This is a genomic window from Streptomyces sp. NBC_00335 (assembly GCF_036127095.1).
Taxonomy (GTDB): Bacteria; Actinomycetota; Actinomycetes; order Streptomycetales; family Streptomycetaceae; genus Streptomyces.
On record NZ_CP108006.1, the window covers coordinates 4,541,949 to 4,568,461 of the forward strand.

Annotated in this window: 26 protein-coding genes; 10 read left to right on the top strand and 16 right to left on the bottom strand. The window is 71.5% G+C overall.

The window, feature by feature from the left end; translation table 11 throughout:
* Window positions 1-152: 152 nt before the first annotated feature.
* Window positions 153-866 (top strand): phosphatase PAP2 family protein, encoded by a 714-nt coding sequence (locus OHA37_RS20390; RefSeq protein ID WP_266907244.1) that lies wholly within the window; start codon window positions 153-155, stop codon window positions 864-866.
* Window positions 867-1,007: 141 nt separating this feature from the next.
* Here the strand turns inward: OHA37_RS20390 and OHA37_RS20395 are convergent, their stop codons facing one another.
* On the bottom strand, window positions 1,008-1,247 hold the full coding sequence (locus tag OHA37_RS20395; RefSeq protein WP_266907246.1) for a hypothetical protein: 240 nt from the start codon (window positions 1,245-1,247) through the stop codon (window positions 1,008-1,010).
* A 147-nt stretch (window positions 1,248-1,394) separates the two neighbouring features.
* Window positions 1,395-1,625, bottom strand: a complete 231-nt coding sequence (locus OHA37_RS20400; protein ID WP_443046188.1) for a hypothetical protein — start codon at window positions 1,623-1,625, stop codon at window positions 1,395-1,397.
* A gap of 146 nt (window positions 1,626-1,771) precedes the next feature.
* Here OHA37_RS20400 and OHA37_RS20405 point away from each other — a divergent pair, with 146 nt between their 5' ends.
* Together OHA37_RS20405 and OHA37_RS20410 are read left to right on the top strand one after the other, a co-directional pair.
* Complete coding sequence (locus OHA37_RS20405; protein WP_266907248.1) at window positions 1,772-2,611, top strand: hypothetical protein; 840 nt, start codon at window positions 1,772-1,774, stop codon at window positions 2,609-2,611.
* A 166-nt stretch (window positions 2,612-2,777) separates the two neighbouring features.
* Window positions 2,778-2,933 (top strand): hypothetical protein, encoded by a 156-nt coding sequence (locus OHA37_RS20410; RefSeq protein WP_250744641.1) that lies wholly within the window; start codon window positions 2,778-2,780, stop codon window positions 2,931-2,933.
* A 15-nt stretch (window positions 2,934-2,948) separates the two neighbouring features.
* Here OHA37_RS20410 and OHA37_RS20415 read toward each other — a convergent pair whose 3' ends face one another.
* The gene (locus OHA37_RS20415) at window positions 2,949-3,329 is read right to left on the bottom strand and encodes a metal-sensitive transcriptional regulator (RefSeq protein WP_266907250.1); all 381 of its coding nucleotides are present in this window, start codon (window positions 3,327-3,329) and stop codon (window positions 2,949-2,951) included.
* A gap of 194 nt (window positions 3,330-3,523) precedes the next feature.
* Here OHA37_RS20415 and OHA37_RS20420 point away from each other — a divergent pair, with 194 nt between their 5' ends.
* Window positions 3,524-4,144, top strand: coding sequence for a DUF47 domain-containing protein (locus OHA37_RS20420; RefSeq protein ID WP_266907252.1), 621 nt, complete (start codon window positions 3,524-3,526; stop codon window positions 4,142-4,144).
* A gap of 5 nt (window positions 4,145-4,149) precedes the next feature.
* Window positions 4,150-5,148 carry an inorganic phosphate transporter gene (locus tag OHA37_RS20425; RefSeq protein WP_266907254.1) on the top strand — a complete coding sequence of 333 codons (999 nt, stop codon included), beginning with the start codon at window positions 4,150-4,152 and terminating at the stop codon, window positions 5,146-5,148.
* Between the two features lie 202 nt (window positions 5,149-5,350).
* Here OHA37_RS20425 and pstB read toward each other — a convergent pair whose 3' ends face one another.
* The 6 genes from pstB to OHA37_RS20455 all read right to left on the bottom strand — a co-directional run bounded on the left by pstB (window position 5,351) and on the right by OHA37_RS20455 (window position 13,066).
* Window positions 5,351-6,127: a phosphate ABC transporter ATP-binding protein PstB gene (pstB, locus tag OHA37_RS20430; RefSeq protein WP_266907256.1), complete on the bottom strand. Its 777-nt coding sequence runs from the start codon at window positions 6,125-6,127 to the stop codon at window positions 5,351-5,353.
* A gap of 28 nt (window positions 6,128-6,155) precedes the next feature.
* Complete coding sequence (gene pstA / locus OHA37_RS20435; RefSeq protein ID WP_266907258.1) at window positions 6,156-7,238, bottom strand: phosphate ABC transporter permease PstA; 1,083 nt, start codon at window positions 7,236-7,238, stop codon at window positions 6,156-6,158.
* Complete coding sequence (gene pstC / locus OHA37_RS20440) at window positions 7,238-8,227, bottom strand: phosphate ABC transporter permease subunit PstC (RefSeq protein ID WP_266907260.1); 990 nt, start codon at window positions 8,225-8,227, stop codon at window positions 7,238-7,240. Before pstC ends, pstA begins: the two co-directional genes overlap by 1 nt.
* A 131-nt stretch (window positions 8,228-8,358) precedes the next feature.
* On the bottom strand, window positions 8,359-9,495 hold the full coding sequence (gene pstS / locus OHA37_RS20445; RefSeq protein WP_266907262.1) for a phosphate ABC transporter substrate-binding protein PstS: 1,137 nt from the start codon (window positions 9,493-9,495) through the stop codon (window positions 8,359-8,361).
* Between the two features lie 303 nt (window positions 9,496-9,798).
* On the bottom strand, window positions 9,799-10,755 hold the full coding sequence (locus OHA37_RS20450; RefSeq protein ID WP_266907264.1) for a CHAD domain-containing protein: 957 nt from the start codon (window positions 10,753-10,755) through the stop codon (window positions 9,799-9,801).
* The gene (locus OHA37_RS20455; protein ID WP_266907266.1) at window positions 10,736-13,066 is read right to left on the bottom strand and encodes an RNA degradosome polyphosphate kinase; all 2,331 of its coding nucleotides are present in this window, start codon (window positions 13,064-13,066) and stop codon (window positions 10,736-10,738) included. Before OHA37_RS20455 ends, OHA37_RS20450 begins: the two co-directional genes overlap by 20 nt.
* Before the next feature lie 765 nt (window positions 13,067-13,831).
* Here OHA37_RS20455 and OHA37_RS20460 point away from each other — a divergent pair.
* The gene (locus OHA37_RS20460) at window positions 13,832-14,116 is read left to right on the top strand and encodes a hypothetical protein (protein WP_266907268.1); all 285 of its coding nucleotides are present in this window, start codon (window positions 13,832-13,834) and stop codon (window positions 14,114-14,116) included.
* Window positions 14,117-14,188: 72 nt separating this feature from the next.
* Here OHA37_RS20460 and mshD read toward each other — a convergent pair whose 3' ends face one another.
* Complete coding sequence (gene mshD / locus OHA37_RS20465; protein ID WP_266907270.1) at window positions 14,189-15,121, bottom strand: mycothiol synthase; 933 nt, start codon at window positions 15,119-15,121, stop codon at window positions 14,189-14,191.
* A 252-nt stretch (window positions 15,122-15,373) separates the two neighbouring features.
* Here mshD and OHA37_RS20470 point away from each other — a divergent pair, with 252 nt between their 5' ends.
* The gene (locus OHA37_RS20470) at window positions 15,374-17,194 is read left to right on the top strand and encodes a bifunctional metallophosphatase/5'-nucleotidase (RefSeq protein ID WP_266907272.1); all 1,821 of its coding nucleotides are present in this window, start codon (window positions 15,374-15,376) and stop codon (window positions 17,192-17,194) included.
* Window positions 17,195-17,282: 88 nt separating this feature from the next.
* Here OHA37_RS20470 and OHA37_RS20475 read toward each other — a convergent pair whose 3' ends face one another.
* On the bottom strand, window positions 17,283-18,083 hold the full coding sequence (locus OHA37_RS20475; protein ID WP_266907274.1) for an alpha/beta fold hydrolase: 801 nt from the start codon (window positions 18,081-18,083) through the stop codon (window positions 17,283-17,285).
* A 123-nt stretch (window positions 18,084-18,206) separates the two neighbouring features.
* Here OHA37_RS20475 and OHA37_RS20480 point away from each other — a divergent pair, with 123 nt between their 5' ends.
* Both OHA37_RS20480 and OHA37_RS20485 read left to right on the top strand, forming a co-directional pair.
* Window positions 18,207-18,776: a TetR/AcrR family transcriptional regulator gene (locus OHA37_RS20480; protein WP_266907276.1), complete on the top strand. Its 570-nt coding sequence runs from the start codon at window positions 18,207-18,209 to the stop codon at window positions 18,774-18,776.
* A 76-nt stretch (window positions 18,777-18,852) separates the two neighbouring features.
* Window positions 18,853-19,806: a phosphatidylinositol-specific phospholipase C gene (locus OHA37_RS20485; protein ID WP_266907278.1), complete on the top strand. Its 954-nt coding sequence runs from the start codon at window positions 18,853-18,855 to the stop codon at window positions 19,804-19,806.
* Here OHA37_RS20485 and OHA37_RS20490 read toward each other — a convergent pair.
* The 5 genes from OHA37_RS20490 to OHA37_RS20510 form a co-directional block, all read right to left on the bottom strand.
* The gene (locus OHA37_RS20490) at window positions 19,786-21,252 is read right to left on the bottom strand and encodes a sensor histidine kinase (protein WP_266907280.1); all 1,467 of its coding nucleotides are present in this window, start codon (window positions 21,250-21,252) and stop codon (window positions 19,786-19,788) included. The two genes, OHA37_RS20485 and OHA37_RS20490, sit on opposite strands and share 21 nt — an antisense overlap.
* Window positions 21,249-21,998: a response regulator transcription factor gene (locus tag OHA37_RS20495; protein WP_266907282.1), complete on the bottom strand. Its 750-nt coding sequence runs from the start codon at window positions 21,996-21,998 to the stop codon at window positions 21,249-21,251. The genes OHA37_RS20490 and OHA37_RS20495 overlap by 4 nt, the downstream gene beginning before the upstream one ends.
* A gap of 64 nt (window positions 21,999-22,062) precedes the next feature.
* The gene (locus OHA37_RS20500; protein WP_266907283.1) at window positions 22,063-23,274 is read right to left on the bottom strand and encodes a S1C family serine protease; all 1,212 of its coding nucleotides are present in this window, start codon (window positions 23,272-23,274) and stop codon (window positions 22,063-22,065) included.
* Between the two features lie 553 nt (window positions 23,275-23,827).
* Window positions 23,828-24,850: a LacI family DNA-binding transcriptional regulator gene (locus tag OHA37_RS20505; RefSeq protein WP_266907285.1), complete on the bottom strand. Its 1,023-nt coding sequence runs from the start codon at window positions 24,848-24,850 to the stop codon at window positions 23,828-23,830.
* A gap of 81 nt (window positions 24,851-24,931) precedes the next feature.
* On the bottom strand, window positions 24,932-25,702 hold the full coding sequence (locus OHA37_RS20510) for a response regulator transcription factor (RefSeq protein WP_243339450.1): 771 nt from the start codon (window positions 25,700-25,702) through the stop codon (window positions 24,932-24,934).
* Between the two features lie 546 nt (window positions 25,703-26,248).
* Here OHA37_RS20510 and OHA37_RS20515 point away from each other — a divergent pair.
* The gene (locus OHA37_RS20515; protein ID WP_266907287.1) at window positions 26,249-26,503 is read left to right on the top strand and encodes a MoaD/ThiS family protein; all 255 of its coding nucleotides are present in this window, start codon (window positions 26,249-26,251) and stop codon (window positions 26,501-26,503) included.
* The last annotated feature ends 10 nt before the right edge of the window (window positions 26,504-26,513 follow it).

Below are 26,513 nucleotides of genomic sequence, written 5' to 3' on the forward strand. Positions count from 1 at the left end.
GTGGAGAGTGGAACGCAGCCGTCAGAACGGGCGTTCCATGGTCACCGGGGGCGGGACGAGCGGAAGCGCCGGATGGATCACCGGGGGCGAAGGGCCGCACATCGGCGTGCGGCCGTACGGGTACCAAGGCAAGGGCAAGGGGCCGCATCACCATGGCTGGACTCACAACAGGTGGGCCGAACGTGGATGTAAGCCTGCTGTACGAGATCAACGGACTGGCGCGGCAAGCCCCGGGCTGGCTGGACCGGACGGTCGCGGTCCTCGGCGAGTACGGGATCCTGCTGGCCCTCCTGCTCCTGGTGCTGTGGTGCTGGCGCGGAGCGCGCCGGCAGGACGAGCCCGCCGCCGTCGAATCCTTCGCGGCGCTCGTGTGGGCCCCGCTCGCCGCCGGGGCCGCACTCCTCCTGAACGTTCCGCTGCGGGAGTTCGTGGGCCGGCCGCGGCCAGCCGCGCAGCACGGCGGGGTCGAGGTGCTGGAATCCGGCGCCGGGCTCGGCCCCGGCGCCTTCTCCTTCGTCAGCGACCACGCGACGCTCGCGATGGCGCTCGGCGTCGGCCTGTTCGTCGCCCACCGCAGGCTCGGCTCCATCGGGATCGGACTGGCCCTGCTGGAGGGGTTCACGCGGGTCTACATGGGCCTGCACTATCCGACCGACGTCATCGGCGGGCTCGCCCTGGGCACCGCGGTGGTGCTGCTGCTCGCGCCGCTCGCGATGGCGCTGCTGACCCCGGCGGTGCGGGCGGTGGCCCGGTCCCCGCGGCTCGGCGTACTGGTCCGGTCGCGCGACCGCGTGGTGGCCCGGCCGGTGGGCCTCGCGGCGACGGAGCCGGCGGGGCGCGGGCACGAGAGCGACCTCGCCGCCTGACGCGCTGACCCGGGCGGTGCCCGGCGCGTCAGCCGATGCGGTACGAGTCCCAGACGCTCAGCACCACGGCCGCCAGCAGGCACAGCGCCGCGACCGCGAAGCAGACGCGGACCGCCGCCGGACGGGAGCGCGGGGGCGGGGTCACCGGTCGCCGCCGGGCTCCGCGGCGTCGGCATGCGCCTCGGCGTCGGCGCGCCGGTAGCGGGAGCGCAGCCACAGGCCGGTCGCGGCGGCCGCGGTGGTGGTGACTCCGATGGCCAGGGCGATGTCGCCGGGCCCGTCCGCCGTGCCCACGGGGCTGGCCCCGGCCGGGGTGGCGGGGACGAACGCGATCAGCAGGGCCCAGATGAGGGCGGCGAGTCGGGGCGCGGGTCCGGGCATGAGTCAAGGGCAACCGGTCCCGGGCGCGTCGGCCAGCCGGGCCGTCCGATCGGGCGACCCAGTCGGCGGCCAGGGGCGCGGTCGGGGGTTCGGCCAGGTCCGGACCGGCGGTGTGCCGGAGCCGGGCCCTTCGCGGGAAGCCCCGGGCTACTGCGGGGCGTGGCCGGTGGCGTCCTTGCGGGCCAGGTCGCGGGAGCGGCGGGCCGGGCCGCGCCAGCCGCACGTACAGGCGGCCAGGCTGAAGGAGCCCCGTTCGGAGGTGCTCGTGGCGTGGTCGGCGGATGGCGTCGGCGCCGGGTCAGTGCCGGGACCGGGGGTGCGGGGCAGCGGCACTGCGGCAAGCGGAGGGACGAGAGTCGCTTCGGTGTGCGGTTCCACTCCACCAAGGTACCGGGCCGGGGGCGGGCGGGGCACTGGCCCGGCGCGAGGGGGTCGTGGCCGTGACGGGAGGCCCGGGACCTCGTTAAGCGGAGCGGGTGGGGGCCTCGGGCAAACAGCGGTCACGCGTTGGGGGTTGGCAGGCGATGGTGGTGGACCAGCACAGGCGGAGGCGGGGTCGCGCGGGTCGGGCTGCGGCCGCGGTCGGCCTGGCCCTGACGGTGGCGGCGTTGAGCGGATGCGGTGGCGACGCCGTGGCGGGCGACGACGCCCGGCCCGCCGACGACCCCGCGGCGACGGTCCGCGCAGCCGCCGACGCGCTGCTCAGGACCGGGAGCGCGCAGACCCGTACGGCCATGGAGATGGCGACCGGCGGCACCCGGGTCACGATCCGGGGCGAGGGCGGGGTCGACTTCAAGAACCGGATGGGGCAGCTGCTGGTCATGCTCCCCGACGACGCCAAGGGCAAGGCGGAACACCGGCCCATCACGGAGCTGCTCGTACCGGGCGCGCTCTACATGAAGAACCGGGGCGCGGGCGTCCCCGACGACAAGTGGGTCCGGGTCGACACGACGGCCCTCGCCGACGGGAACCTCGTCACCGGCGGGGCCACCGACCCGATGGCCGCCGCGGAGCTGCTGCGCGGGGCGCAGGAGGTGACGTACGTGGGCGAGACCGAGGTGGCCGGGACCAAGGTGCGGCACTACCGGGGTACGACGGACATCGGGCGGGCCGCGGCGCAGGCCTCACCGGCGGTGAAGGGGGCGCTGGAGGCGGCGGCGAAAGGGTTCAGCAAGGGTGCGGTGCCCTTCGACGCCTACCTCGACTCCGAGGGGCTGCTGCGCAAGGTCCGCCATCGCTTCACGTACGTCAACAACGGCGTGATCGATGTGTCCTCCACCACGCTGCTCTACGGCTTCGGGACCCCGGTCACCGTCGTCCTGCCGGACGAGGGGGACATTTACGCCGGGAAGATCGCCGATTAGCCGGCCGGAGCCCCCGGCGGAGGCGGGATCGGGCCATGGCCGGCCGTCCGCCCGGTGTGGGGGGGCCGGAAATGGTCCATCCGTGTCATGTGCGCCGCGCCGCGCGCTCCCTACGCTGAGAAGCCGAGCGCCGGCGACCGGACGACGGCAGATTGAGGTGACGCGCGTGACTCCCGCAGGCGGTTCGACGGTGCAGGACCTCGTGGCTCTGGCCGAGATCGAACTGTGCGGAGAGCTGATCATCGCGGCGTCGGCCGTGGCCGAGGAGAGACTCAGCCAGGACCGGATCGACGAGGTGCTGATGGGCGTGTGGTCCGGCTGACCCCCGTTCCCCCGGTCAGGTGCGCAGCAGCCTGGCGATCGCCTTCGTCGCTTCCTCGACCTTGGCGTCGATCTCTCCCCCGCCCTTGACGGCCGCGTCGGCGACGCAGTGCCGCAGGTGCTCCTCCAGCAGCTGGAGCGCGAAGGACTGGAGCGCCTTCGTGCTCGCCGAGACCTGGGTGAGTATGTCGATGCAGTAGACGTCCTCGTCGACGAGGCGCTGGAGGCCCCGGATCTGGCCCTCGATCCGGCGCAGGCGCTTGAGGTGCTCGTCCTTCTGGTGGTGGTAGCCGTGGACCGTGCCGGGGCCCGTGTCCGCGGTCGTACCCGTGTCGGCGCCCGTGGCCGTGTCCGCGGCCGTGGTGGCTCCGGAGCCCTCCGCCTGGATGGCAGTCATGCGTCCTCCCGTGGTCCGGAATGGGGGACCTATACCCCTCATGGGTATAGGGTACCGGCCCTCGGCCGCAGGGGCAGGGGCTCGTGGTCCTCACTCTGCCTGATGGAGGACACTGGGGAACGGCCGGTTAGCCGTGGCCGGGGGATGCGCCTAGCATCAGCCTGACCGAATCCAATGCACCCCGAGGACCTCACGTGCGATTTCGTCTGACCCCCAGGGAGACGAGCTTCTACGACATGTTCGCCGCATCCGCGGACAACATCGTCACGGGCTCCAAGCTCCTCATGGAACTGCTCGGAGCGGACATGTCCGCCCGGGCCGAGATCGCGGAGCGGATGCGGGCAGCGGAGCACGCGGGAGACGACGCGACCCACGCGATCTTCCACCAGCTCAACTCCTCCTTCATCACGCCGTTCGACCGCGAGGACATCTACAACCTGGCGTCCTGCCTCGACGACATCATGGACTTCATGGAAGAGGCGGTCGACCTGGTCGTCCTCTACAACGTGGAGGAGCTGCCCAAGGGTGTCGAGCAGCAGATCGAGGTACTGGCGCGCGCGGCCGAGCTGACCGCCGAGGCCATGCCCCACCTGCGGACCATGACCAACCTGACCGAGTACTGGATCGAGGTCAACCGCCTGGAGAACCAGGCCGACCAGATCCACCGCAAGCTGCTCGCCCAGCTCTTCAACGGCAAGTACGACGCCATCGAGGTGCTGAAGCTCAAGCAGATCGTCGACGTGCTCGAAGAGGCGGCCGACGCGTTCGAGCACGTCGCGAACACGGTGGAGACCATCGCGGTCAAGGAGTCCTGAACCTCGTGGACACCTTCGCTCTGGTCGTGACCATCGGTGTCGCGCTCGGCTTTACGTATACGAATGGTTTTCACGACTCCGCGAACGCGATCGCGACCTCGGTCTCGACGCGTGCGCTGACCCCGCGCGCCGCGCTCGCGATGGCCGCGGTCATGAACCTCGCCGGCGCCTTCCTCGGCAGCGGGGTCGCCAAGACGGTCAGCGAGGGCCTGATCGAGACGCCCCACGGCAACCGGGGCATGTGGATCCTCTTCGCGGCGCTCGTCGGCGCGATCGTGTGGAACCTGATCACCTGGTACTTCGGCCTGCCCTCGTCCTCCTCGCACGCCCTGTTCGGCGGCATGGTGGGCGCGGCGCTGGCGGGCGGCACCGAGGTGCTCTGGTCGGGTGTGGTCGACAAGGTCGTCATCCCGATGTTCATCTCGCCGGTCGTCGGCCTCGTGGTCGGTTACCTGGTGATGGTCGCCATCATGTGGATGTTCCGCCGTGCCAACCCGCACAAGGCGAAGCGCGGCTTCCGCATCGCGCAGACGGTCTCGGCGGCCGGGATGGCGCTCGGCCACGGTCTGCAGGACGCGCAGAAGACCATGGGCATCGTGATGATGGCCCTGGTCATCGCCGACGTGCAGAACGCGGGCGACTCGATCCCGGTCTGGGTCAAGATCGCGTGTGCCGTGATGCTCTCGCTGGGTACGTACGCGGGCGGCTGGCGCATCATGCGCACCCTCGGCCGCAAGATCATCGAGCTGGACCCGCCGCAGGGCTTCGCGGCGGAGACCACCGGTGCCTCGATCATGTTCGGCTCGGCGTTCCTCTTCCACGCGCCGATCTCCACCACCCACGTGATCACCTCGGCGATCATGGGTGTGGGCGCGACCAAGCGGGTGAACGCGGTCCGCTGGGGCGTCGCCAAGAACATCATCCTGGGCTGGTTCATCACCATGCCGGCCGCGGCGCTCGTCGCGGCACTCAGCTTCTGGGTGGTCAACCTCGCCTTCGTGTGACCGGTCCGGCCGTACGGACACCAGTGAGCCCCGCCGGATCGGCTGATCCGGCGGGGCTTTCTGATCCGGCGGGGCCTTTCCCGCCACCGTGCGGGGCCGGGAAAAGAAGCGGGCCGGCTCCCCCCACCCAGGGGGAGCCGGCCCTTTCGCCTTGCGGTGGCACCGCCATGCAGCACCGCAGGACGCTCGTGAACATCTCGGTTTAGCCGAAGCGGCCCGAGATGTAGTCCTCGGTCGCCTGCACGGACGGGTTCGAGAAGATCCGGTCCGTGTCGTCGAGCTCGATCAGCTTGCCGGGCTGGCCGACCGCGGAGAGGTTGAAGAAGGCCGTGCGGTCGGAGACGCGCGCCGCCTGCTGCATGTTGTGCGTCACGATGACGATCGTGAAGCGCTCCTTGAGCTCGCCGATCAGGTCCTCGATGGCGAGGGTGGAGATCGGGTCGAGGGCCGAGCAGGGCTCGTCCATCAGCAGGACCTGGGGCTCGACCGCGATGGCGCGGGCGATGCACAGGCGCTGCTGCTGGCCGCCGGAGAGGCCGGAGCCGGGCTTGTTCAGGCGGTCCTTGACCTCGTTCCAGAGGTTGGCGCCCTGGAGGGACTTCTCGACGATGTCCGAGAGCTCGGACTTCCTGAAGGAGCCGTTCAGACGCAGGCCCGCCGCCACGTTGTCGAAGATCGACATGGTGGGGAAGGGGTTCGGGCGCTGGAAGACCATGCCGACCGTGCGGCGGACCGCGACCGGGTCCACGCCGGGGCCGTACAGGTTCTCGTCGTCCAGCAGCACCTTGCCCTCGACGCGGCCACCGGGGGTGACCTCGTGCATGCGGTTCAGGGTGCGCAGGAAGGTGGACTTGCCGCAGCCGGAGGGGCCGATGAAGGCCGTCACGGAGCGGGGCTCCACGGTCATCGAGATGTCGTCGATGGCCTTGTGGCTGCCGTAGAAGGCGGACAGTCCGCTGACGTCGATTCGCTTTGCCATGGTGGTCACTTCGCTTTCATTGATCGCGTCAGCGACCGGTCTTGGGGGCCTTCCAGCGGGCGATGCCGCGAGCCACCAGATTGAGGATCATGACGAAGGCGATCAGGACGAGCGCTGCGCCCCATGCCCGGTCGTAGGAGGCTTCACTACCGACCTTGTACTGCTCCCAGATGTACAGGGGGAGCGAGGACTGGGCGCCTTCGAAGGGGTTGTTGTTGATCAGCTGGGTGCCGAAGACCAGCAGCATGATCGGCGCGGTCTCACCCGCGATGCGGGCGACGGCCAGCATCACGCCGGTGGCGATGCCGCCGATGGCGGTGGGGAGCACGACCTTGAGGATCACGCGCCACTTCGGCACGCCGAGGGCCAGGGCGGCCTCGCGCAGCTCGTTGGGGACGAGCTTGAGCATTTCCTCGGTGGAGCGGACCACGACGGGCATCATCAGGATCGACAGGGCCAGCGCGCCGGCGAAGCCGGAGGGGCCGAAGCCGAGCATCAGGGTCCACGTCGTCAGGACGAACAGACCCGCGACGATGGAGGGGATGCCGGTCATGACGTCGACGAAGAAGGTGACGGCCTTGGCGAGCGAGCCCTTGCCGTACTCGACCAGGTAGACGGCGGTCAGCAGGCCGATGGGGGCCGAGATCGCGGTGGCCAGGGCGACCTGCTCGATGGTGCCGAGCAGGGCGTGGTAGACGCCGCCGCCGGGCTCGAAGCTGGTCACGCCGTTCATCGAGTGGCCGAGGAAGTCTCCGTCGAGGACCTTCGCGCCGCGGCTGATGGTCGTCCACAGCAGCGAGAGCAGCGGGACGAGGGCGAGGACGAAGCAGACCCAGACGACGGAGGTCGCGACCCGGTCCTTGGCCTGGCGGCGGTTCTCGACGATCGAGCTGGCCGTGTACGTGATGACCACGAACAGGGCGGCCGCGAGCAGACCCCACTGGATCTTGCTGTGGAGCCCGAAGAGGGCGCCGAGGCCGGAGCCGAGGGCGACCGAGAGGACGGCGATGCCGGCCGGGGCCCAGCGGGGCAGGTGGCCCTGCGTCAGGCTGCCGGGGGCGACGGACCGGGCGGCCCGGGAGGGGCGCGGGTCCTGGAGTGCGTGGCTCATCAGGCGTTCGCCCCCGAGAAGTCCTTGCGACGGGCGATGATCAGCCGGGCTGCGCCGTTGACCAGCAGGGTGAGCAGGAAGAGCACGAGACCGGAGGCGATCAGGGCGTCGCGGCCGAACTCGTTGGCCTCGTCGAACTTCGCGGCGATGTTCTGCGCGAACGTGCCGCCGCCCGGGTCCAGGATGTGGCCGGAGATCAGGAAGCTCGGGGAGAGGACGGTCGCGACGGCCATCGTCTCGCCGAGCGCGCGGCCGAGGCCGAGCATCGAGGCGGAGATGACTCCGGAGCGGCCGAAGGGCAGTACCGACATGCGGATGACTTCCCAGCGGGTCGCGCCGAGGGCCAGTGCGGCCTCCTCGTTCATGCGCGGGACCTGCAGGAAGACCTCGCGGCTGACGCTGGTCACGATCGGCAGGATCATGATCGCGAGCAGGATGCCGACGGTGAAGAGCGAGCGCGCGACGCCGACCTGGGTCTTGTCGAAGACGTAGGTCCAGCCCATGTACTGGTCGAGCCAGAGGTTCAGCCCGGCGAGCTGCGGGACGAGGAAGAGGGCTCCCCAGATGCCGTAGATGATCGACGGCACGGCGGCCAGCAGGTCGATCACGTAGGCGAGGGGGGCGGCCAGCTTGCGCGGCGCGTAGTGCGAGATGAAGAGGGCGATGCCGACGGCGATCGGAACCGCGATGGCCATCGCGATGATCGAGCTGACGACGGTGCCGAAGAGCAGGACGGCGATGCCGAAGACGGGGGGCTTGGCCGACGCGTTCCAGTCGAACGTGGTGAGGAAGTTGCCCTCGTTGTCGGCCAGCGCGATGGAGGCGCGGTAGGTGAGGAAGACGGCGATCGACGCCATGATCACCAGGAGCAGGATGCCGGAGCCCTTGGAGAGGCCCGCGAAGATCTTGTCACCGGCGCGGCCGGTGGACCTTCGGCTCTTGGAGACGGGCGGAGCCGTGTCTATCTGGGTGGGTGTGGTGGAAGCCATGATCTTTCCGGTCTGGATGGGGGGCAGGCCCCCTGGCGGCGGTGCACCGGATCCCCTGGGTGGAGGGGAGGGTCCCCGGGCCGGTCCGCCCCCCGGACGGGGGAGCGGACCGGTGGTCCCGAGGGTCTGTATTAGGCGAGCTTCGCGATGACTTCGCGGACCTTGGCGTTGATCTCGGCCGGGATCGGGGCGTAGCCGTTCTCGGTCAGGACCTTCTGGCCCGCGTCGGACGCGGTGTAGTTCAGGAAGGACTTCACGGTCGGGAGCGTCTCGGCCTTGTTGCCCTTGTCGCAGACGACCTCGTAGGTCACCAGGACGATCGGGTAGGCGCCCTCGGCCTTGGTGGCGTAGTCGAGCTTCAGCGCCAGGTCGTTGCCGGTGCCGGAGATCTTGGCGGCGGCGATGGCCTTGGAGGCGTTCTCGCCGGTGGCCTTGACCGGAGTGGCCGCGCCGGTGGCGACGTCCACGGTCTTGATGCTCTGCGCGGAGGCGTAGGAGAGCTCGAAGTAGCCGATCGCACCGTCAACGGCCTTGACCTGCGAGGCGACACCGGAGGAGCCGGAGGCGCCGAGGCCACCCGGGGCCGGCCACTTCTTCGCGGCCTCGTACGTCCAGGCCTCGGGGGCGGCGGTCTTGAGGTACTTGCCGAGGTTCTCGGTGGTGCCCGAGTCCTCGGAGCGGTGGAGCGCCTGGATCGCGGTGGAGGGAAGCGTGACGCCGGGGTTCAGCTTCTTGATCGCCTCGTCGTCCCACTTCTTGATCTTGTCGTTGAAGATGTTGGCGATCGTGGGGGCGTCGAGGACCAGCTTGTCGACGCCGGCGACGTTGAAGCCGATGGCGATGGGGCCGCCGACCATCGGCAGGTCGATGCCCTGGCCGCCGGTGCAGATCTTCTTCGACTCCTCGACGGCGTCGGGCTTCAGCGCGGAGTCCGAACCGGCGAAGCCGACGGTGCCCTGGTTGAAGGCGACGATGCCCTCACCGGAGGAGGAGGACTTGTAGTTCACCTCGACGCCGGGGCAGGCGGCCATGTAGTTCTTCACCCACAGGTCGATCGCGTTCTTCTGCGCGGAGGAGCCCGAGGCGAGGAGCTTGCCCTTGGCGCCCTCGCACTTGATGTCGCCCACGGCAGCGGAAGGCTTGCCCGAGGCACCGGCGTCGTTCTTGGTGTTGTCGTCCGAGCCGCACGCCGTGAGGACCAGGGCGCCGGACACGACGAGCGCCCCGAGGGCGGAGGCACGAAGCATGTTCTTGCGCTGAAGCTTCACTTTCGGGTGTTTCCTTCCAGAAGCCGCCGGCCGCTTTCTGTATCGGGGCGGCGTGCGAAGAGGACTACGTCGGTTGCCCGGAGGAATCGTCCGTGTTCGCGGCGACTCGCTCCCTGCTCCTACGAAGTTAGGCAGATCAGGTGAAGCGGCCGACCGGGGTAAGTGAACGGATGGTGAACCGTGGCGGACGGAGTGGTGTGTCTGGACGGGGTCGGCATCCGGCGTCATCTCCCGTTATCCCGCCGTTACCGTTGCGTGACCTGCCTCGGGTGTGCGCGGCGCGGGTCGGCGGGGCCGGCGGGGTCAGACGCCGGCGTGGCTGGAATCAGCCGGCTGCCAGATGTGCTGGAAGGTGGCGCGGGAGGCTTCCACCTCGTGGCGCTGGTCCGCGTGCAGGACGCCCAGGGCGTACGCCGTCGCCGGGGCGATGCGGGGGGTGCGGGCCGCGGTGGCCGAGGCGGCGGCCGCTTCCGCGGCGTCCCGGTGGCGGGTCAGGGCCTCGCCGGCGGTCGTCAGGCGGGCCACGTCGCCGCCCAGGGCTTCCTGGGCGTAGCGGTGGACGCGCAGCAGGCGGCGCACCTCGTTCCAGGAGCCGTCGTGGTCCGCGTCGTACGGGTGCGAGGGCGAGGGGGCGGGGAGGGAGTGCACGGCGGTGGACAGGCGGGAATGAGCCACGTCGGCGAGGGGGACCAGGACGTCGTCCACCCGGCCGCCCGCCGCCACCGGGTCCAGCGGGACCTCGGAGGCCAGTACCGCCACGGCGTCCGCGACCGCGTGGAAGCGGGAGGAGCCGAGCGCGTGCAGGGTCGCGGAGTGGGCCCGGGTACGGGCCAGGGTGAGCTGGCGCTCCAGCAGGGCGCCCGCGCGGGCCGAGCCCACGGTCAGCGCCCCCGCCGTACCCCTGGGCGCCGGAACCTCGGGGCTCCCCGACAGCCGCTGCAGGGCGTCCATCAGCCGTGACAGCCGGGCCGCGTACGCGTGCTCGTCGGCCAGGGTCGCCGAGAGCCAGACCAGCTCGGTGCGCAGCGAATCGGCCCAGGAGGAATCGGCCACCGCCCTGAAGGTGGACAGGGAGCAGGAGATCCGGCGTGCAGCCCCCCGCAGGCTGCGCGCCGCCTCGCCGCCCTCGGCGGCGCCGCTCGCGGCGCCCTCCTCGTGCAGGCGCAGGCCCCGTAGGAATGCGGTGGCCTGCGCCCGCAGGTACGTACCGAGTACGGTGCCTGCCGTCGTCGCGGTCAGGTCATGGTTTGGCTGAGCCACGCCGGCGCCTCCGGGCGTCAATGAGCATCTCCTGAACGTGCCGCAGCGGCTGGCCCTCGCTGTCCGTGCTGTGCCGGGTCCATTCGCCGTCCGGGCCCAGGTGCCAGGAGGTGGTGAGGTCGGACATGCCGGTTTCCAGCAGCCTGTCCAGTGCCGCGCGGTGGGCCGGGTCGGCGACCCTGACCAGTGCCTCGATACGGCGGTCGAGGTTGCGGTGCATCATGTCGGCGCTGCCTATGTACACCTCGGGTTCGCCGCCGTTGCCGAAGGCGAAGACCCGGGAGTGCTCCAGGAAGCGGCCGAGGATCGAGCGGACCCGGATGTTGTCCGAGAGCCCGGGGACACCGGGGCGGATCGCGCAGATGCCGCGGACCCAGATGTCGATGGGCACGCCCGCCTGCGAGGCCCGGTAGAGGGAGTCGATGAGCGCCTCGTCGACGATCGAGTTCATCTTGAGGCGGACGTACGCGGGCCGGCCCGCCTTGTGGTGGGCGGCCTCCTTGTCGATCCGGGAGATCAGGCCGTCGCGCAGCGAGCGCGGGGCCACCAGCAGCCGGCGGTAGGTCTCGCGGCGCGAGTAGCCGGACAGCCGGTTGAAGAGGTCGGAGAGGTCCGCGCCGACCTGGGAGTCGGCGGTGAGCAGGCCGAGGTCCTCGTAGAGCCGGGCCGTCTTGGGGTGGTAGTTGCCGGTGCCGACGTGGGAGTAGCGGCGCAGCGTGTCGCCCTCCTGGCGGACGACGAGCGACAGCTTGCAGTGGGTCTTGAGGCCGACGAGCCCGTAGACGACGTGGCAGCCGGACTCTTCGAGCTTGCGGGCCCACTTGATGTTGGCCTGCTCGTCGAAGCGGGCCTTGATCTCGACGAGTACGAGGACCTGCTTGCCGGATTCGGCGGCGTCGATCAGGGCGTCCACGATCGGGGAGTCGCCGGAGGTCCGGTACAGCGTCTGCTTGATCGCCAGGACGTCCGGGTCGGCGGCGGCCTGCTCCAGGAAGGCCTGCACGGAGGTGGAGAAGGAGTCGTACGGGTGGTGCAGGAGCACGTCCCGCTCGCGCAGCGCGGCGAAGATGTCGGGCGCGGACGCGGACTCGACCTCGGCAAGGTCGCGGTGCGTGCCGGCGACGAACTTCGGGAACTTCAGCTCCGGGCGGTCCAGGGAGGCGATCCCGAACAGGGCGGTGAGGTCGAGGGGACCGGGGAGCGGGTACACCTCGGACGGGTTGACCTTCAGCTCCTGCACGAGCAGGTCCAGGACCCCGGGGTCGATGGACTCCTCGACCTCCAGGCGCACCGGCGGGCCGAAGCGGCGCCGCATCAGTTCCTTTTCGAGGGCCTGGAGGAGGTTCTCCGCGTCGTCCTCTTCCACTTCGAGGTCTTCGTTGCGGGTCACGCGGAACATGTGGTGCGCGAGCACCTCCATGCCGGGGAACAGCTCCTCCAGGTGCGCGGCGATCACGTCCTCCAGCGGGACGTAGCGCTGCGGGGAGGCCTCCAGGAAGCGGGAGAGGAGCGGGGGCACCTTGACCCGGGCGAAGTGGCGGTGGCCGCTCACGGGATTGCGTACGACCACGGCCAGGTTCAGGGACAGGCCGGAGATGTACGGGAACGGGTGCGCGGGGTCCACGGCCAGCGGGGTGAGCACCGGGAAGATCTGGTTGCGGAACAGGGTGAAGAGGCGCGCCTGCTCCTTCTCCGTGAGGTCCGGCCACCGGATGAGGTGGACGCCCTCCTCGGCCAGCTGCGGGGAGATGTCCTGCTGGAAGCAGGCGGCGTGGCGGGCCATGAGCTCGCGGGAGCGGGTCCAGATGAGGTCGAGGACCTCACGGGGCTGCAGGCCTGAGGCCGAACGGGTGGCGACGCCGGTCGCGATGCGGCGCTTGAGGCCGGCGACGCGGACCATGAAGAACTCGTCGAGGTTGCTGGCGAAGATCGCCAGGAAGTTCGCGCGCTCCAGGAGCGGCGTGGCGGGGTCCTCGGCGAGCTCCAGGACGCGCTCGTTGAAGGCGAGCCAGCTGCGCTCCCGGTCGAGGAAGCGGCCCGGGGGCAGCTCTCCGGTGTCCTTCTCGTCGTAGGCGTCCAGGTCCGCGTCGAGATCCGGTTCCAGGTCCACGTGCGGGCGGTGGGCGGCTATCGAGCCCAGGCGGGCGTGGGCGCCGGTGGCCGCGCGTGCGGCCACCGCCTCGGGCGTGGCGGCGCGGGCGGCCGCGGCTGCGGAGACGTCGGCGGCCGATGGCGCGGAGGGGGACGCGAACTTGTTCGGCGGCTGCTGGGTGGGGACCTCGGAAGGGGCTGCGCTGGGCTTGTGGCTCATGACTCCATTCTTCCGCGCGCGCGGAAGGACAGGCGCGTCGGAAGGATCGGCTGTCAGTCGGAGTCGGGGCTGCATGCGGTCAGCTTCGCGACCGCGCATTAATGCCCGGTTAATGGCGTATGGCTTCCAGGGTCCGGGCGGGGGTCGTCTGGTGCGGGGGTCGGCTGGTGCCGACCGGGAGCGGGGGAGGCTCGGCTGCGCCGGGCGGGTCAGGGCCGCTGCCCCGCCCCCCGGGAGCGCCTCCCGGGAGCGCCTCCCGGGAGCGCGTCCGCGGATCCGAGGCCGCCGCGTGCGGGTCGGCTGCGCCGTGGGGGCGGGAGAGCTGTTGCTGTGCCGGGCGAAGCAGGCGGACGCGGTCGTGCTCGTCGTGGCGGTCGTGCCGGTAGGTCGGGCACAGGCGCCAGCGGGTGCGTGGGGGCGGGGGGTGTTCTAGCGTCGGTAGGAGGGAGGGATGTCCTGCCGAGCCGGTCCGGTACGGGGACCGGGCCCGGGGCCATACGCGGTCGCGCGTGCTCGGCGCCGTTTACTCACGTGGTCCGGCATGCCCCGGGTCCGCGCACCCGCCACGGGCGGGTTCAGGTCCAGGGCCGGGCAGGTTCGGGTCCATACCCGGGTCCCGGTCTAGGGCCGGGTCCAGGGCCGGGCAGGTCCAAGGCCGGGCAGGTTCGGATCCGTACCCGGGTCCGGGTCCGGGTCCAGGGCCAGGGCCGGGCAGGCCGGGGTCGGGTCGGGCCGCGCGGTGGTTTCGGAGAGCAGGTACGTCCCATGCGCACGTCGATCCGTATCGCAAGTGTCCTCACCGGTCTGACCCTCGCCCTGGGGGGCGCGGCCCTGACGGCCCCGGCCGCCCAGGGCGCCCCCGCTGACGTCTCGGCCTGCATCAGCAAGGTCGAGCGGGAGTTGAAGGGCGGCGAGGCTCCGGCATCCGTCCGCGCCTCGTGCTACATCGCGCTGACCGGGGCCCAGGACGAGTGTGTGACCGGCCTGACCGAGGGCAGCGGGGTGACCAAGGCGACCGCGGAGAGCGCCTGCAAGCTGGGCGCTGAGTAGCTGAGTAGCTGAGTAGCCGAGTAGCCGGGGAGTCGGGGAGCCGGGTAGGGGCCCCGGCTCCCGGTGTGTGGGTCAGCTTTCCGTGCGGTACATCAGGTCCACCTCGTGGGTGGAGAAGCCGAGGCCCGCGTATACGGCCAGGGCCGCCGGGTTGTCGGCGTCCACGTAGAGCATCGCCGTGGGCAGGCCGGCCCCGGCCAGGTGGCGCAGCCCGATCGCGGTGAGGGCCTTGCCGAGGCCGCCGCCCTGCGCGCCGGGGCGTACGCCGAGGACGTAGACCTCGCCCAGCTGCTGCTCGGCGTGCACCTTCGTCCAGTGGAAGCCGATCACTTCGCCGTCGCGCTCGGCGAGGAAGAAGCCGGCGGCGTCGAACCAGGGCTGCGCGATGCGGTCGTTCAGGTCCCGCTGCGTGAGCGAGCCCTGCTCGGGGTGGTGGGCGAAGGCCGCCGCGTTGACGGCCAGCCAGGCGGCGTCGTCGGCGCCGGGCACGAAGGCGCGTACGGTCACGCCCGCGGGGAGGACGGCCTCCGGCAGGGGCGCCGAGTCCGCGCCGAGCGGGCGGCGGAGCTGGCGCAGTTCGCGGAACAGGGTCAGGCCGAGCACCTGAGCGAGGTGGCGGGCCGCCGACTTGCCGCCGTGCGCCCACACCCGGATCCGCTTGCCCGAGGCGGCCAGCAGGGCGGTGCCCAGCGCCCGCCCGTGCCCGCGCCCGCGCAGCGCGGGGTGCACGACGAGCTCGGCGGCGGGGGCCTCCACCGGGTCGGTGTCCTCCAGTTGCCCGTACGCGGTGAGCCGTCCGTCGGCGGTGAGGAGGAAGTGGCGGATCCCCTCCCTGGCTCCGCCGCGCAGCTGGAGCCGGCCCTGCTCGGACACGGCGGTGGTGCCGTCGGTGCGGGCCGCGTCCTCGATCAGGGCGAGAACGGCGTCGGCCTGTTCGTCCGTCAGTTCGTCGAGGGTCTGGATCTGGCGTCCCGGCTCCAGGACCACTGCTGCGTCGTCAGTCATGGAACCGAGCCTACGACCACGGTGGGGGAGCGGTGGGGTGCGGCCCGGACGCCCGTCCCGACGGGTGTCCCGACGGCCGTGCGGACAGCCGTCGGAGGGGCCCGCGGAAGGCGGTGCGGACAGCCCCTCCGACGGGCGCTCGCCTCGTGCGTGTAACCAGCTCGATACCCGGTACCCCTGTCGCGCTACGCGCGTTGACTCTAGGCTTCGCCAGACCTCCCAAGATGTATCGCTGTCCGCAAAGGGGACCACATGTCAGCGACGCCACAACGGCACCGCCGAACCCGCCGGTTGGCCCTCACCGCTCTCGCCGTTGCCACGGCGGGCGGTGCGATGATCGCCGCCGCCCTTCCGGCCGGAGCCGCGAGTGGTGACGGATACGGCCGTGACAACGGCCGCACCGTCGACGTACAGATGCTGTCGTTCAACGACTTCCACGGCACCCTGGAGCCCCCGCAGGGCTCCTCGGCCTACGTGAACGAGCTTCAGGCCGACGGCACCGCCACGCCCATACTCGCGGGCGGTGTCGAGTACCTCGCCGCCCGTCTGCGCGAGGCCCGCCAGGGCCACAAGTACTCCGTCACCGCTGCGGCCGGTGACATGATCGGCGCCAGCCCGATGGTGTCGGGCCTCTTCCACGACGAGCCGACCATCGAGGCGCTCAACGGCCTCGACCTGGACGTGAGCAGCGTCGGCAACCACGAGTTCGACGAGGGCAAGACCGAGCTGCGCCGCATGCAGTACGGCGGCTGCCACCCGGTCGAGGGCTGCTTCGAGTACGGCAAGGAGTTCGGCGGCGCCGAGTTCAAGTACCTCGCCGCGAACGTGGTGGACGAGAAGACCAAGCGTCCGATGATGAGCCCCACGTACGTCTGGAAGCAGGGGGACGTGAAGATCGGCTTCATCGGCGTCACCCTGGAGGGCACCCCCGACATCGTGACCGCCGACGGGGTCAAGGGCCTCAAGTTCGGCGACGAGGTCGAGACGATCAACAAGTACGCCGAAGAGCTGAACAAGCAGGGCGTGAAGTCGATCGTGGCCCTGATCCACGAGGGCGGCCTGCCCGCGAGCGGCGCGTACAACTACGACTGCAACGTGCCCGGTGCCGGCGCCGGTATCTCCGGGGCCATCGTCGACATCGCGAAGAACGTCTCGCCGAAGGTCGACGCGATGGTCACCGGTCACACGCACCAGGCGTACGCGTGCAACATCCCCGACCCGGCGGGCAACCCGCGCACGGTCACCTCGGCCGCCTCCTTCGGCCGGCTGTTCACGGACACCACCCTCACGTACGACCGCCGGACCAAGGACATCGTCCGTACGCCGGTCGCCTCGCCGCTGGTGGTCCAGAAGGTCGTCAACCGGAAGGATCCCGCCGACGACATGACCACGCTGATCCAGCGCTGGAATGCGCTGGCCGCGCCGATCGCGAACCGTCCGATGGGCTACATCTCGGCCGAGATCGCGGGCCGCGGCTCGAAGGAGTACGAGAAGCCGCTCGGTGACGTGATCGCCGACGCGCAGCTGGAGGCCCTGGCCCCGGCGGCCAAGGGCGGCGCCGAGCTCGCCGTCATGAACCCGGGCGGCATCCGTGGCGACCTCGCCTACAAGGCGGCCGGCAGCGAGGGCGACGGGGTGGTGACGTACGGCGAGTCGTACACGGTGCAGCCGTTCACGAACATGCTGAACGTCGTGGACCTGACCGGCGCCCAGCTGATCACGATGCTCCAGCAGCAGGTCAGCGGGCCGGTCAACGGTCCGGGTCCGAAGATCCTGCAGATCTCCAAGGGCTTCTCCTACACCCTGGACACCACCAAGGCGGGCGCGGACCGCATCGTCGTGGACTCGGTGAAGCTGAACGGCGCGGCCATCGACCCCGCCCGGACCTACCGGGTCGCGATGAACGAGTTCCTCGCGGGCGGCGGTGACGGTTTCACCGTCCTGAAGGAGCACAAGAACAAGCTGGTCGGCGCGTCCGACCTGGACATCCTCAACGCCTACCTGACCGCGCACTCCTCGCCGGCCGCGCCGCTGGCTCCGCCGGCGGCGGACCGGATCACGATCATCAAGTAACACCTGAAGCAAGCAGTACCTGCCTCTTGAGGGGCGGCGGGCCATCGGCCCGCCGCCCCTTCGGCGTTCCCGGGCGTCCCGCAGGGTCCTACGGCGCGGCGAGGAAGCCGCGTACGGCCTCCGCGAGGCCCTTCGGGTCCTGGAAGGGCACGAAGTGCTCGGTGTCGAGGCCGGTGTACGAGGTCCCGGGGCGCCGGGCGACCATCGCCTCGGCCAGCTCCCGGGAGAGCACGTCGCTGCGCAGCCCGTGGACGAGCAGCGCCGGGCAGCTGCTCGCGAGCCAGACGTCCCAGCGCGAGCTCTCGTCTCCGGTGAGGGTGGCCAGGGTGGCCGCGGGGTCGAACGGCAGCCGCCAGCCGGTGTCTCCCCCTGGCAGCGGGCGCAGGAAGGGCCCGGTCCCCTCGGCGAGCGGGCCGAGGGCGGCGAGGAGTTCCTCGCGGGTGGGCGCGGTGTACGGGAGGTCGTGCAGGAAGTCCCAGAAGGACAGGGCGTCCCGGCTCGGGCTCTCCACCGGGGCGTCGACGTTGATCAGGGCGGACACCAGATCGGGCCGGGTGGCGGCCAGGTGGTAGGCGTTGACCCCGCCGAGGGAGAAGCCGAGGACGGGCACCGGGCCGCCGGGGGCGAGGTGTTCCAGCAGGGCGACGGCGTCGGCGGTGTAGCCCGCGCGGCCGTACTCGGGGGCGAGGTCGGAGTCGCCGTGCCCGCGCTGGTCGGGGGCGATGACCCGCCACTGCTCGCCGAGGTCGGCGGCGAGGGCGGTGAAGTGGGCGCCCTCGGAGAGGGCGCCGTGGAGGGCGAGCAGCGGGCGGCCGGGACCGCCGAAGTCCAGGTAGGACAGGGTGCGGTCGTCGATCTTCAGCTCGTGGCGCATGGCGTTGCTCGGCATGGCGTCGCTCTCCCCGTGTGTGCTGGTCGGTGGGCCTGGGTTCAGCCTGCCAGGATTTGGGCAACCGCGCAATACAACCGTGTAGGGCGCTTGCCCAAAAATGGGCGCGGATACGATCCCGGCATGGGAAATCGCGAGGACCTGCTGGCCGGAGCCCGGCGCTGCCTGGAGGAGAAGGGCTACCTCCGGACGACCGTGCGCGACATCGCCTCGGCCGCGCAGGTGAGCATGGCCGCGATCGGCTACCACTTCGGCACCCGCGAGGTGCTGCTCAACCAGGCGCTGTTCGCGGCCATGGACGAGTGGGCCGCGGGGTCGGGCCGGCTCACCGGGCAGGGTGATACCGCACGGGAGCGCTACGCCGACACCTGGGACCGCAAGATCCGGGACTTCGGCGAGATGCGCTGGCTCTGGACCGCCTCCGTCGAGGCCTTCGTGCACGCGCAGTCCTCACCCGAGCTGCTCGCCGTCCTGGCCGAGGGTCAGCGCCGCAACCGGCGCATGGTGGCCGCGCAGTTGCGCGGGGTCCCCGTCGAGGAGGTCGCGGAGGAGGACGTACGGAGCCTCGGGTCGGTGCACATCGCGCTGCTGACCGGGGTCATGGTGCAGTGCCTGACCGACCCGGAACACGCTCCGGACGGCCGGTCCCTCGCCCAAGGGCTGCGCCTGATGGCGGAGTTGCTCGAAAGCTGAGCGCTACCCGTGGGTAGTAATGAGAGGCTCCGCACGCCATAATCCGGGCCACCACTGGGTCGGCAAAGGGGCGGGCATGGGCGTGGGCGTTGGCGTGGGCGTTGGCACGGATGAGGGCGGCGCGATGACGGGGCTGCGCCGGCGCGGCTTCCTCGCGGGGGCGGCCGCCCTGGGCGGCGCGACCCTGCTCGGCGTGGGCGCCGGGACGGCCTCGGCGGCCCCCCGGGCCACCGGCACGGCGGCGAGCGCCCTCTCGACCCAGGACTGGATGAGCGGCCTAGGCGACTCCACCCCCCTCCAGCGGATGACCATCCCCGGCACCCACGACTCGGGCGCCACCAGGGGCGGGCTCTACGTCGCCTGTCAGAACACCTCCATCGCCGACCAGCTCGGCTCCGGGATCCGCTTCCTCGACGTCCGCTGCCGGGTGAGCGGCGGGTCGTTCGCGATCCACCACGGCGCGTACTACCAGAACCTGATGTTCGGCGACGTCCTCGCCGCCTGCTGGAACTTCCTCGCCGCGCACCCCTCCGAGACCGTGCTGATGCGGCTCAAGCAGGAGTACTCGGAGGAGAGCAACGCGACCTTCCGCGCCGTCTTCGACGACTACCTGAACAACCGGGGCTGGAGCCCGCTCTTCAGGATCGCGGACTCGCTGCCCGCCCTCGGCCAGGTGCGCGGCAAGGTGCTGCTGCTCCCCGACAACGGCGGCCTCCCCGGCGGCCTGCGCTACGGCGACGGCAACGTCTTCGACATCCAGGACGACTACATGGCCGAGCCCTTCGCCAAACGGGGCAAGATCGAGAACCACTTCCGCAAGGCCGTCCAGCAGCCCGGCAGGTTCTTCATGAACTACACCAGCACGGCCGCGGCCCTGCCGCCCCGCTGGAACTCCGACCGGCTGAACCCGCAGGTGCACGCCTTCGTCGACGGCTCCGAGCTGGCCGGCCGGACCGGACTCGGGATCGTCCCGATGGACTTCCCGAACACCCGCTCCGGCCTGGTCGCCTCACTGATCCGGCACAACTGACGCCTGAGCGGGCGGCGGAGTCGGGGCGCCCGGGATGCTGAGGACCGCCTCCGTGCCCGGGCCACCGTCCGCCGGGGCGCGCAGGGCGGCCGTGCCGCCCGCGCGCTGCACCGTACGGGCCACGATGGACAGGCCCAGGCCGCTGCCGGGCAGGGCCCGGGCGGACGGGGAGCGCCAGAAGCGCTCGAAGACGTGCGGGAGGTCGTCGGCCGGGATGCCGGGACCGCGGTCCCGTACGGTCAGCGCGCCCGCGCGCAGCGACACCGTGACCGTGCTGCCCGGCGGGCTGAACTTCACCGCGTTGTCCAGGACGTTGACCACCGCCCGCTCCAGGGCCGCCGCCTCACCGCGTGCGTACCAGGGCGCCAGGTCCGAGTCGAACTCCAGCTCCGGACCGCGCAGTCGGGCCCGGGACAGCGCCGCGCCCGCGATCTCGTGCAGGGCCACCACGCCGAGCGGGCCGGGGGTGGCCGCGTCCGGGCGGGACAGCTCCTGCAAGTCACCGATCAGCGAGGCCAGTTCGGTCATCTGCGCCTTGACCGAGGCCAGTAGCTCCTTGCGGTCCTCCGGCGGGATGGCCCGGCCGGTCTCCTCGCTGCGCGCCAACAGCTCGATGTTGGTGCGCAGCGAGGTGAGCGGGGTGCGCAGCTCGTGCCCGGCGTCCGCGATCAGCTGGGCCTGGCGCTCCTGGGAGGAGGCGAGGGCGGCCGTCATGGAGTTGAAGGACCGCGACAGGCGGGCGATCTCGTCGTCGCCCTCGTCGGGGATGCGGACGGTGAGGTCCTCGGTGCGGGCGATGTGCTCGACGGCGCCGGTCAGTTCGTCGACCGGGCGTAGGCCCGTACGGGCCACCCAGAGGCCGGCCACGCCGGCGCCGAGGATGCCGACGCCGGAGACGAAGAGGAGCACCCAGGCCAGGGTGGACAGGGGCTTGTCGATGTCGGCGAGCGGCTTGGCGACCGAGATGGCGAACAGCGGGGAGTTGGCCGTGAGCCGCGCGGGCTGGGTGTAGACGCGCATGTCGACGCCGTCGGCGGTGGTCACGTCGTGGAGGGAGGAGCCGCGGGTGCCCGCGGCGATCTGCTTGTCGGTCTCGGTGACGGGCAGGGTCGCCGGACCGCTCACCCAGCAGTGGCTGCCGTCGGCCGTCACGATCTGCACGGACGCGTTCAGGCTCGAGGCGATCTCCTGGCCGGGCTGCACGTTCTGGTTGTTCTGGGCGGGTGCCTTCTCCGGGCACGGCCGGTTGTCGCGGATGAGCAGGCCCACCTGGGCGGGCGCGTTCGTCGACATCAGGGACCGGTCGAGCTGGTCGCGCAGCTGGGTGCGCACCATCACCCAGGACACCGCGGCGACCGCCGCCACCGCGAGGGCCACCGCGACGGTGACCAGCAGGGCGAGGCGGGAGCGGAGCGGCAGGGCACGGAATCTGGCGGTGGGGCTCACTCCGGACCGCCGGTGTCGCCGGCCCCGGCGGCGCGCAGGACGTAGCCCACCCCTCGTACGGTGTGGACCAGGCGGGGCTCGCCCCCGGCCTCGGTCTTGCGGCGCAGGTACATCACGTACACGTCCAGGGAGTTGGAGCTGGGCTCGAAGTCGAAGCCCCATACGGTCTTGAGGATCTGCTCGCGGGTCAGGACCTGGCGCGGGTGCGCGAGGAACATCTCCAGCAGGGTGAACTCGGTACGGGTCAGCTCCACCGGGCGCCCGCCGCGGGTGACCTCGCGGGTGGCGAGGTCCATGCGCAGGTCGCCGAAGGTCAGCGCGTCGGCGTCGTCGGCCCTGCCGTCCGCGCCGGAGGGGGCGGCGTACGAGCTGCGGCGCAGCAGGGCGCGCACCCGGGCGAAGAGCTCGTCCAGCTCGAACGGCTTGACCAGGTAGTCGTCGGCGCCCGCGTCGAGGCCGGTGACGCGGTCGCCGACCGTATCGCGGGCGGTCAGCATCAGGACCGGCGTGGTGCTGCCGGCGGCGCGCAGCCGGCGCGCGGCCGTCAGGCCGTCCATCCGCGGCATCTGGATGTCCAGGATGATCAGGTCGGGGGCGTACGAGTCTGCCTTGTCGAGGGCGTCGAGCCCGTCGACGGCGGTCTGCGTGCCGTACCCCTCGAAGGCCAGGCTGCGGCGCAGGGCCTCGCGTACGGCCGGTTCGTCGTCGACGACGAGGATGCGCTGCTGGTCGCCTTCGGCGGTCATACGGGGTCCCCCCAGGTGGTGGTCGGTCTCCTACCAGGCTCGCACGGGCGGCCTGGAAGTCGGGCTAGAAGGAGGTCCCGAAACCGTTCGCGGTGCTGCCGGTGCCGCTGTCGGTGCTGTTGCCGGTACCGCCCGGGCCGCCCTTGCGGAGGGAGGGGAGGTCGGCCTTGATGGTGTTGACGGGGATGGCGAAGCCGAGGCCGACGCTGCCGGCGGAGCCGCTGCCGCTGGAGGGGGAGTAGATCGCGGAGGGCATGCCCACGATCTCGCCGTTCATGTTGACGAGCGCGCCGCCGGAGTTGCCGGGGTTGAGCGAGGCGTCCGTCTGGATGGCCTTGTACGAGGTGGTGTCCGTGCCGGTGTTCCCGTTGAACTGCTGACCGCCGTAGGAGAACGGGAAGCCGTCCTGGGGGGACTGCTGCTTCTCGGACTTCGGGACGTTCACCTCGCGGTTGAGCGCGGAGACGATGCCGCTGGTGACCGTGCCGGTGAGGCGGTCGGGGGAGCCGATGGCGACGACCTCGTCGCCGACCTTGATGTTGTCGGAGTTGCCGAGGCTGGCCGGCTTGAGGCCGCTCGCGCCCTCCAGCTTGATGAGGGCGAGGTCCTTGTCCGGGTCCGTGCCGACGATCTTCGCGCTGTACTTCTTGCCGTCGCTCATCGTCACCTGGATCTTGGCGGCGCCGTCGATCACGTGGTTGTTGGTGACGATCTCGCCGTCGGCGGTGATCACGATGCCGGAGCCGGTGCCCTGGCCGGAGGAGGTGCTGGTGTCGATGCGGACGACCGAGGGGCTGACGTTCTCGGCGACGCCGGAGACGGTGCCGCTGTTCGACTGGGAGATGGTGCTGCCGTTGACGCCGGTGCCGGTGCCGTTGGTCTTGTTCAGCATCTGCTGGACGGCGGCGGCCGTTCCGCCGCCGACGACGGCGGCCGCGAGGGCCACGGCGGCGAGGAGGGCGACCGGACGCTTGGCGCGGGCGTGGCCCTGGGCCGGGGCGGGGGCCGCCGGGGCGGCCTCGCCCCAGGTGGCCCAGCCGTCGCCGGCTCCGCCGCCGCTGTTCTGGGGGACGGTCTCGCCCTGGATGACCTGGGGAGTGTGGGCCTCGTGCCAGCCCGGGGCCGGGGCGGCCGGGGGGTAGGAGGGCGGCGGCGGGTACGAGGCGTCCTGCGCGAGCCGGTCACGACCGCGCTGCCAGTCCTCGCCCCAGGGGGCGGGCTGCTGGGGGCGGTTTTCCTGGGGGTACTCGCCTTCGCGGCGGAGGTTCTCGGTCATGGATATGACTGTGTCCGCCGATGATGAGAGCTTCCTGAGTCCCCGCTGAGAAGCCCGACAGAACCGTGTATGCCCGATATAAGGCCGGGTGTGGTCCGGCACCCCGGGTGCGGCCGGGTGGACCCTGCAGGGCAAAGTCCCCGACCCACCCTTCCACCGTTCCCCGGGCACTGCCCGGACCCCCTGGGGCTCCGCCCCAGACCCCGCGCCTCAAACGCCGGCGAGGCTGGGTTCGGGCGACCTCCGATTGCACCTGCCCGCAGAGCAATTCCAGCCCCTCCGGCGTTTGAGGAGCGGGGGTCCGGGGGCTGGCCCCCGGGAACGGCGCCGCACGAGGGAGCGGGTCCGGGCAGAGCCCGGGGAACGGGCGAAGGGTGGGTAGGGGAACCCAGCCCCGCAGGGCCACCCAGCCGCACCCGCCCACCGGGCCCGCGCCGGGACGGCAGTGGCCGCAGCGCCGACCAGCCACGCCGCCGGACGGAGTTCGGCGCAGCGGCGCGAAGCCGGTAAGGCCCTCCAGGGCCGCACCGCGCGAGCGGCGCATCAAGAGGAATCAGCGGCAGCCGCAGGAGCGGCGGATGACCAGGGCCGACGGGAACTGCTTCAGGCGTTCGCGGCGGGAGCCCGCCACCCGCAGGGCGTCGTCCAGGACGAGGTCCACCGCGGCGCGGGCCATCGCGGGGCGGTCCGAGGCGATGGTGGTGAGGGGCGGGTCCGTCAGGGCCGCCTCCTTGACGTCGTCGAAGCCGGCCACCGCCAGCTGCTCGGGCACGTCGATGCGCAGCTCCCGCGCGGCGCGCAGGACGCCGATCGCCTGGTCGTCCGTAGCGCAGAAGATCGCGGGCGGGCGGTCCGGTCCGGCCAGGAGCTCCAGGGCGACCTTGTACGCGTCGTAGCGGTTGTACGGGGCCTGGAAGAGCCGGCCCTCCACCGAGCGGCCCGATTCGAGCATGGCCCGCCGCCAGCCCTCGACGTGGTCGGCCACCGGGTCGCCGACCTCGGGGGTGTTCTCGACGCCGCCGAGGCAGGCCACGTACGGGTGCCCGTGTTCGAGGAGGTGCCGGGTGGCGAGCTGCGCGCCGCCGATGTCGTCCGTGACGACGGCGACGTCGTCGATGGCCTCGGGGCGCTCGTGGAGGAGGACCACGCGGGCGTCCCAGGCCTCGATCTCGGAGGCGGCCTGCTCGCTCATGCCCTGGCTGACCAGGATCAGACCGGAGACCCGCATCCCGAGGAAGGCCCGCAGATAGTGGACCTCACGCTCGGTGCGGTAGTCGGAGTTCCCGACCAGCACCATCTTTCCGCGCTCGGCGGCGGCCTGCTCGACCGCGTGCGCCATCTCCGCGAAGAACGGCTGGCGGGCATCGGGGACGATCATGCCTATGAGGTCGGTGCGGCGCGAGGCCATCGCCTGGGCGACCCGGTCCGGGCGGTAGCCCAGTTCCTTGATCGCGGCGAGGACACGCTCGCGCGTGGCCGGGGCAACCGGCCTGGGTCCGTTGTTGATGACGTAGCTCACGACGGCGGTAGAAGTACCCGCAAGTCGTGCCACGTCATCCCGCGTCACCTTGGCCACGCGCGGAAGTCTACGCGGGGTGACCTACCTCTGGGCAGGGCGTCCGGAGGAGGTCATTCCCACAGCCTTCCCACGCGCTCCCTAGTCCATCCGGGTGAGTGCCGCGGCAGCCCGCGCGGAGGCCTCGGCCGCCGCCTTGGTTGCCGCCTGCGCGGCCGCTTCCGCCGCCGCCCGTTCCACCTTCTCCGGGGTGACGAAGCGGTACCCGACGTTGCGGACGGTGCCGATCAGCGACTCGTGCTCGGGCCCGAGTTTCGCGCGCAGACGACGTACGTGCACGTCGACGGTGCGGGTGCCGCCGAAGTAGTCGTAGCCCCACACCTCCTGGAGCAGCTGCGCACGGGTGAAGACCCGGCCCGGGTGCTGGGCGAGGTACTTCAGGAGCTCGAACTCCTTGAAGGTCAGGTCCAGGACCCGGCCCTTCAGCTTCGCCGAGTACGTCGCCTCGTCGACCGAGAGGTCGCCGTTGCGGATCTCCATCGGGGAGTCGTCCGAGCCGAGCTGCTGGCGGCCGGTGGCGAGGCGCAGCCGCGCCTCGACCTCGGCCGGTCCCGCGGTGTCGAGGAGGACGTCGTCGATGCCCCAGTCGGCGGTGACGGCCGCGAGGCCGCCCTCGGTGACGACGAGGATCAGCGGGCAGCCGGGCCCCGTGGAGCGGAGCAGCTGGCACAGCGACCGCACCTGGGGCAGGTCGCGGCGGCCGTCGACGAGGATCACGTCGGCGCCCGGGGTGTCCACGAGGGCGGGGCCCTCGGCGGGCGCCACCCGGACGCTGTGGAGCAGCAGGCCGAGGGCCGGCAGCACCTCGGTCGAGGGCTGCAGGGCATTGGTCAGGAGCAGGAGTGAGCTCATGCCAGGCCCCCCGCCCGGGTCGGACGGTGGTGCTGGTCGTGCTGGTCGTTCTGGTGGTGCTGGTCGTTCCGGCGGTGTGCTTGCGCAGGTGCGTGCGCCTGTACCTCTGCCCGCACCTGCACTTGCACGACGGTTCGCTGGTCCATCACGTCGGTTCCTCCTCGGTCCCGTCGAGGACTTTCGCGGCACTGCTTCGTACGACTTGCAGGTGTCCGTCCGGCCCCCGCGCCCTGAGGCCCGGATGGACACCACTGTTCTCGGTCCGTTCAACGTGCTGAAAGCACAAAAGGACCCGGGGGCTACGTTGCCCGGATCCTCTCGCCAGCAGAATAGCCCACCCGCCCCGGCGGGGCCGAGGCTTCGGAGCGTTCCACTTCTGTGGTTCCCACCACCCCCGGCACCTGCATATGCGCCGGTTTCACCGGATCGGTGGACCCCGCGCGGGCCGCCTGGGCGCACGCGGGGCGCGCTGGGGCACGCCGGGATCGGGGGCGGGAGGGTTCATGATGGAGGCCGACGGCAGAGCGCCGACGAGAGGAGCGTGCAGTGGCAACCGGAACCATCCGCTACTGGGCGGCGGCGAAGGCCGCGGCCAAGACGGCGGAGGAGCCGTACTCGGCGCGGACACTGGCCGAGGCGCTCGACGCCGTGCGGGAACGCCACCCCGGGGAGCTGACCCGGGTCCTGCTGCGCTGCTCCTTCCTCGTGAACGAAGAGCCCGTGGGCAAGCGCCCGCACGATTCCGTCCAGCTGACCGAGGGGGGCACCGTCGAGGTGCTCCCGCCGTTCGCGGGCGGGTGAGCGGACCCCG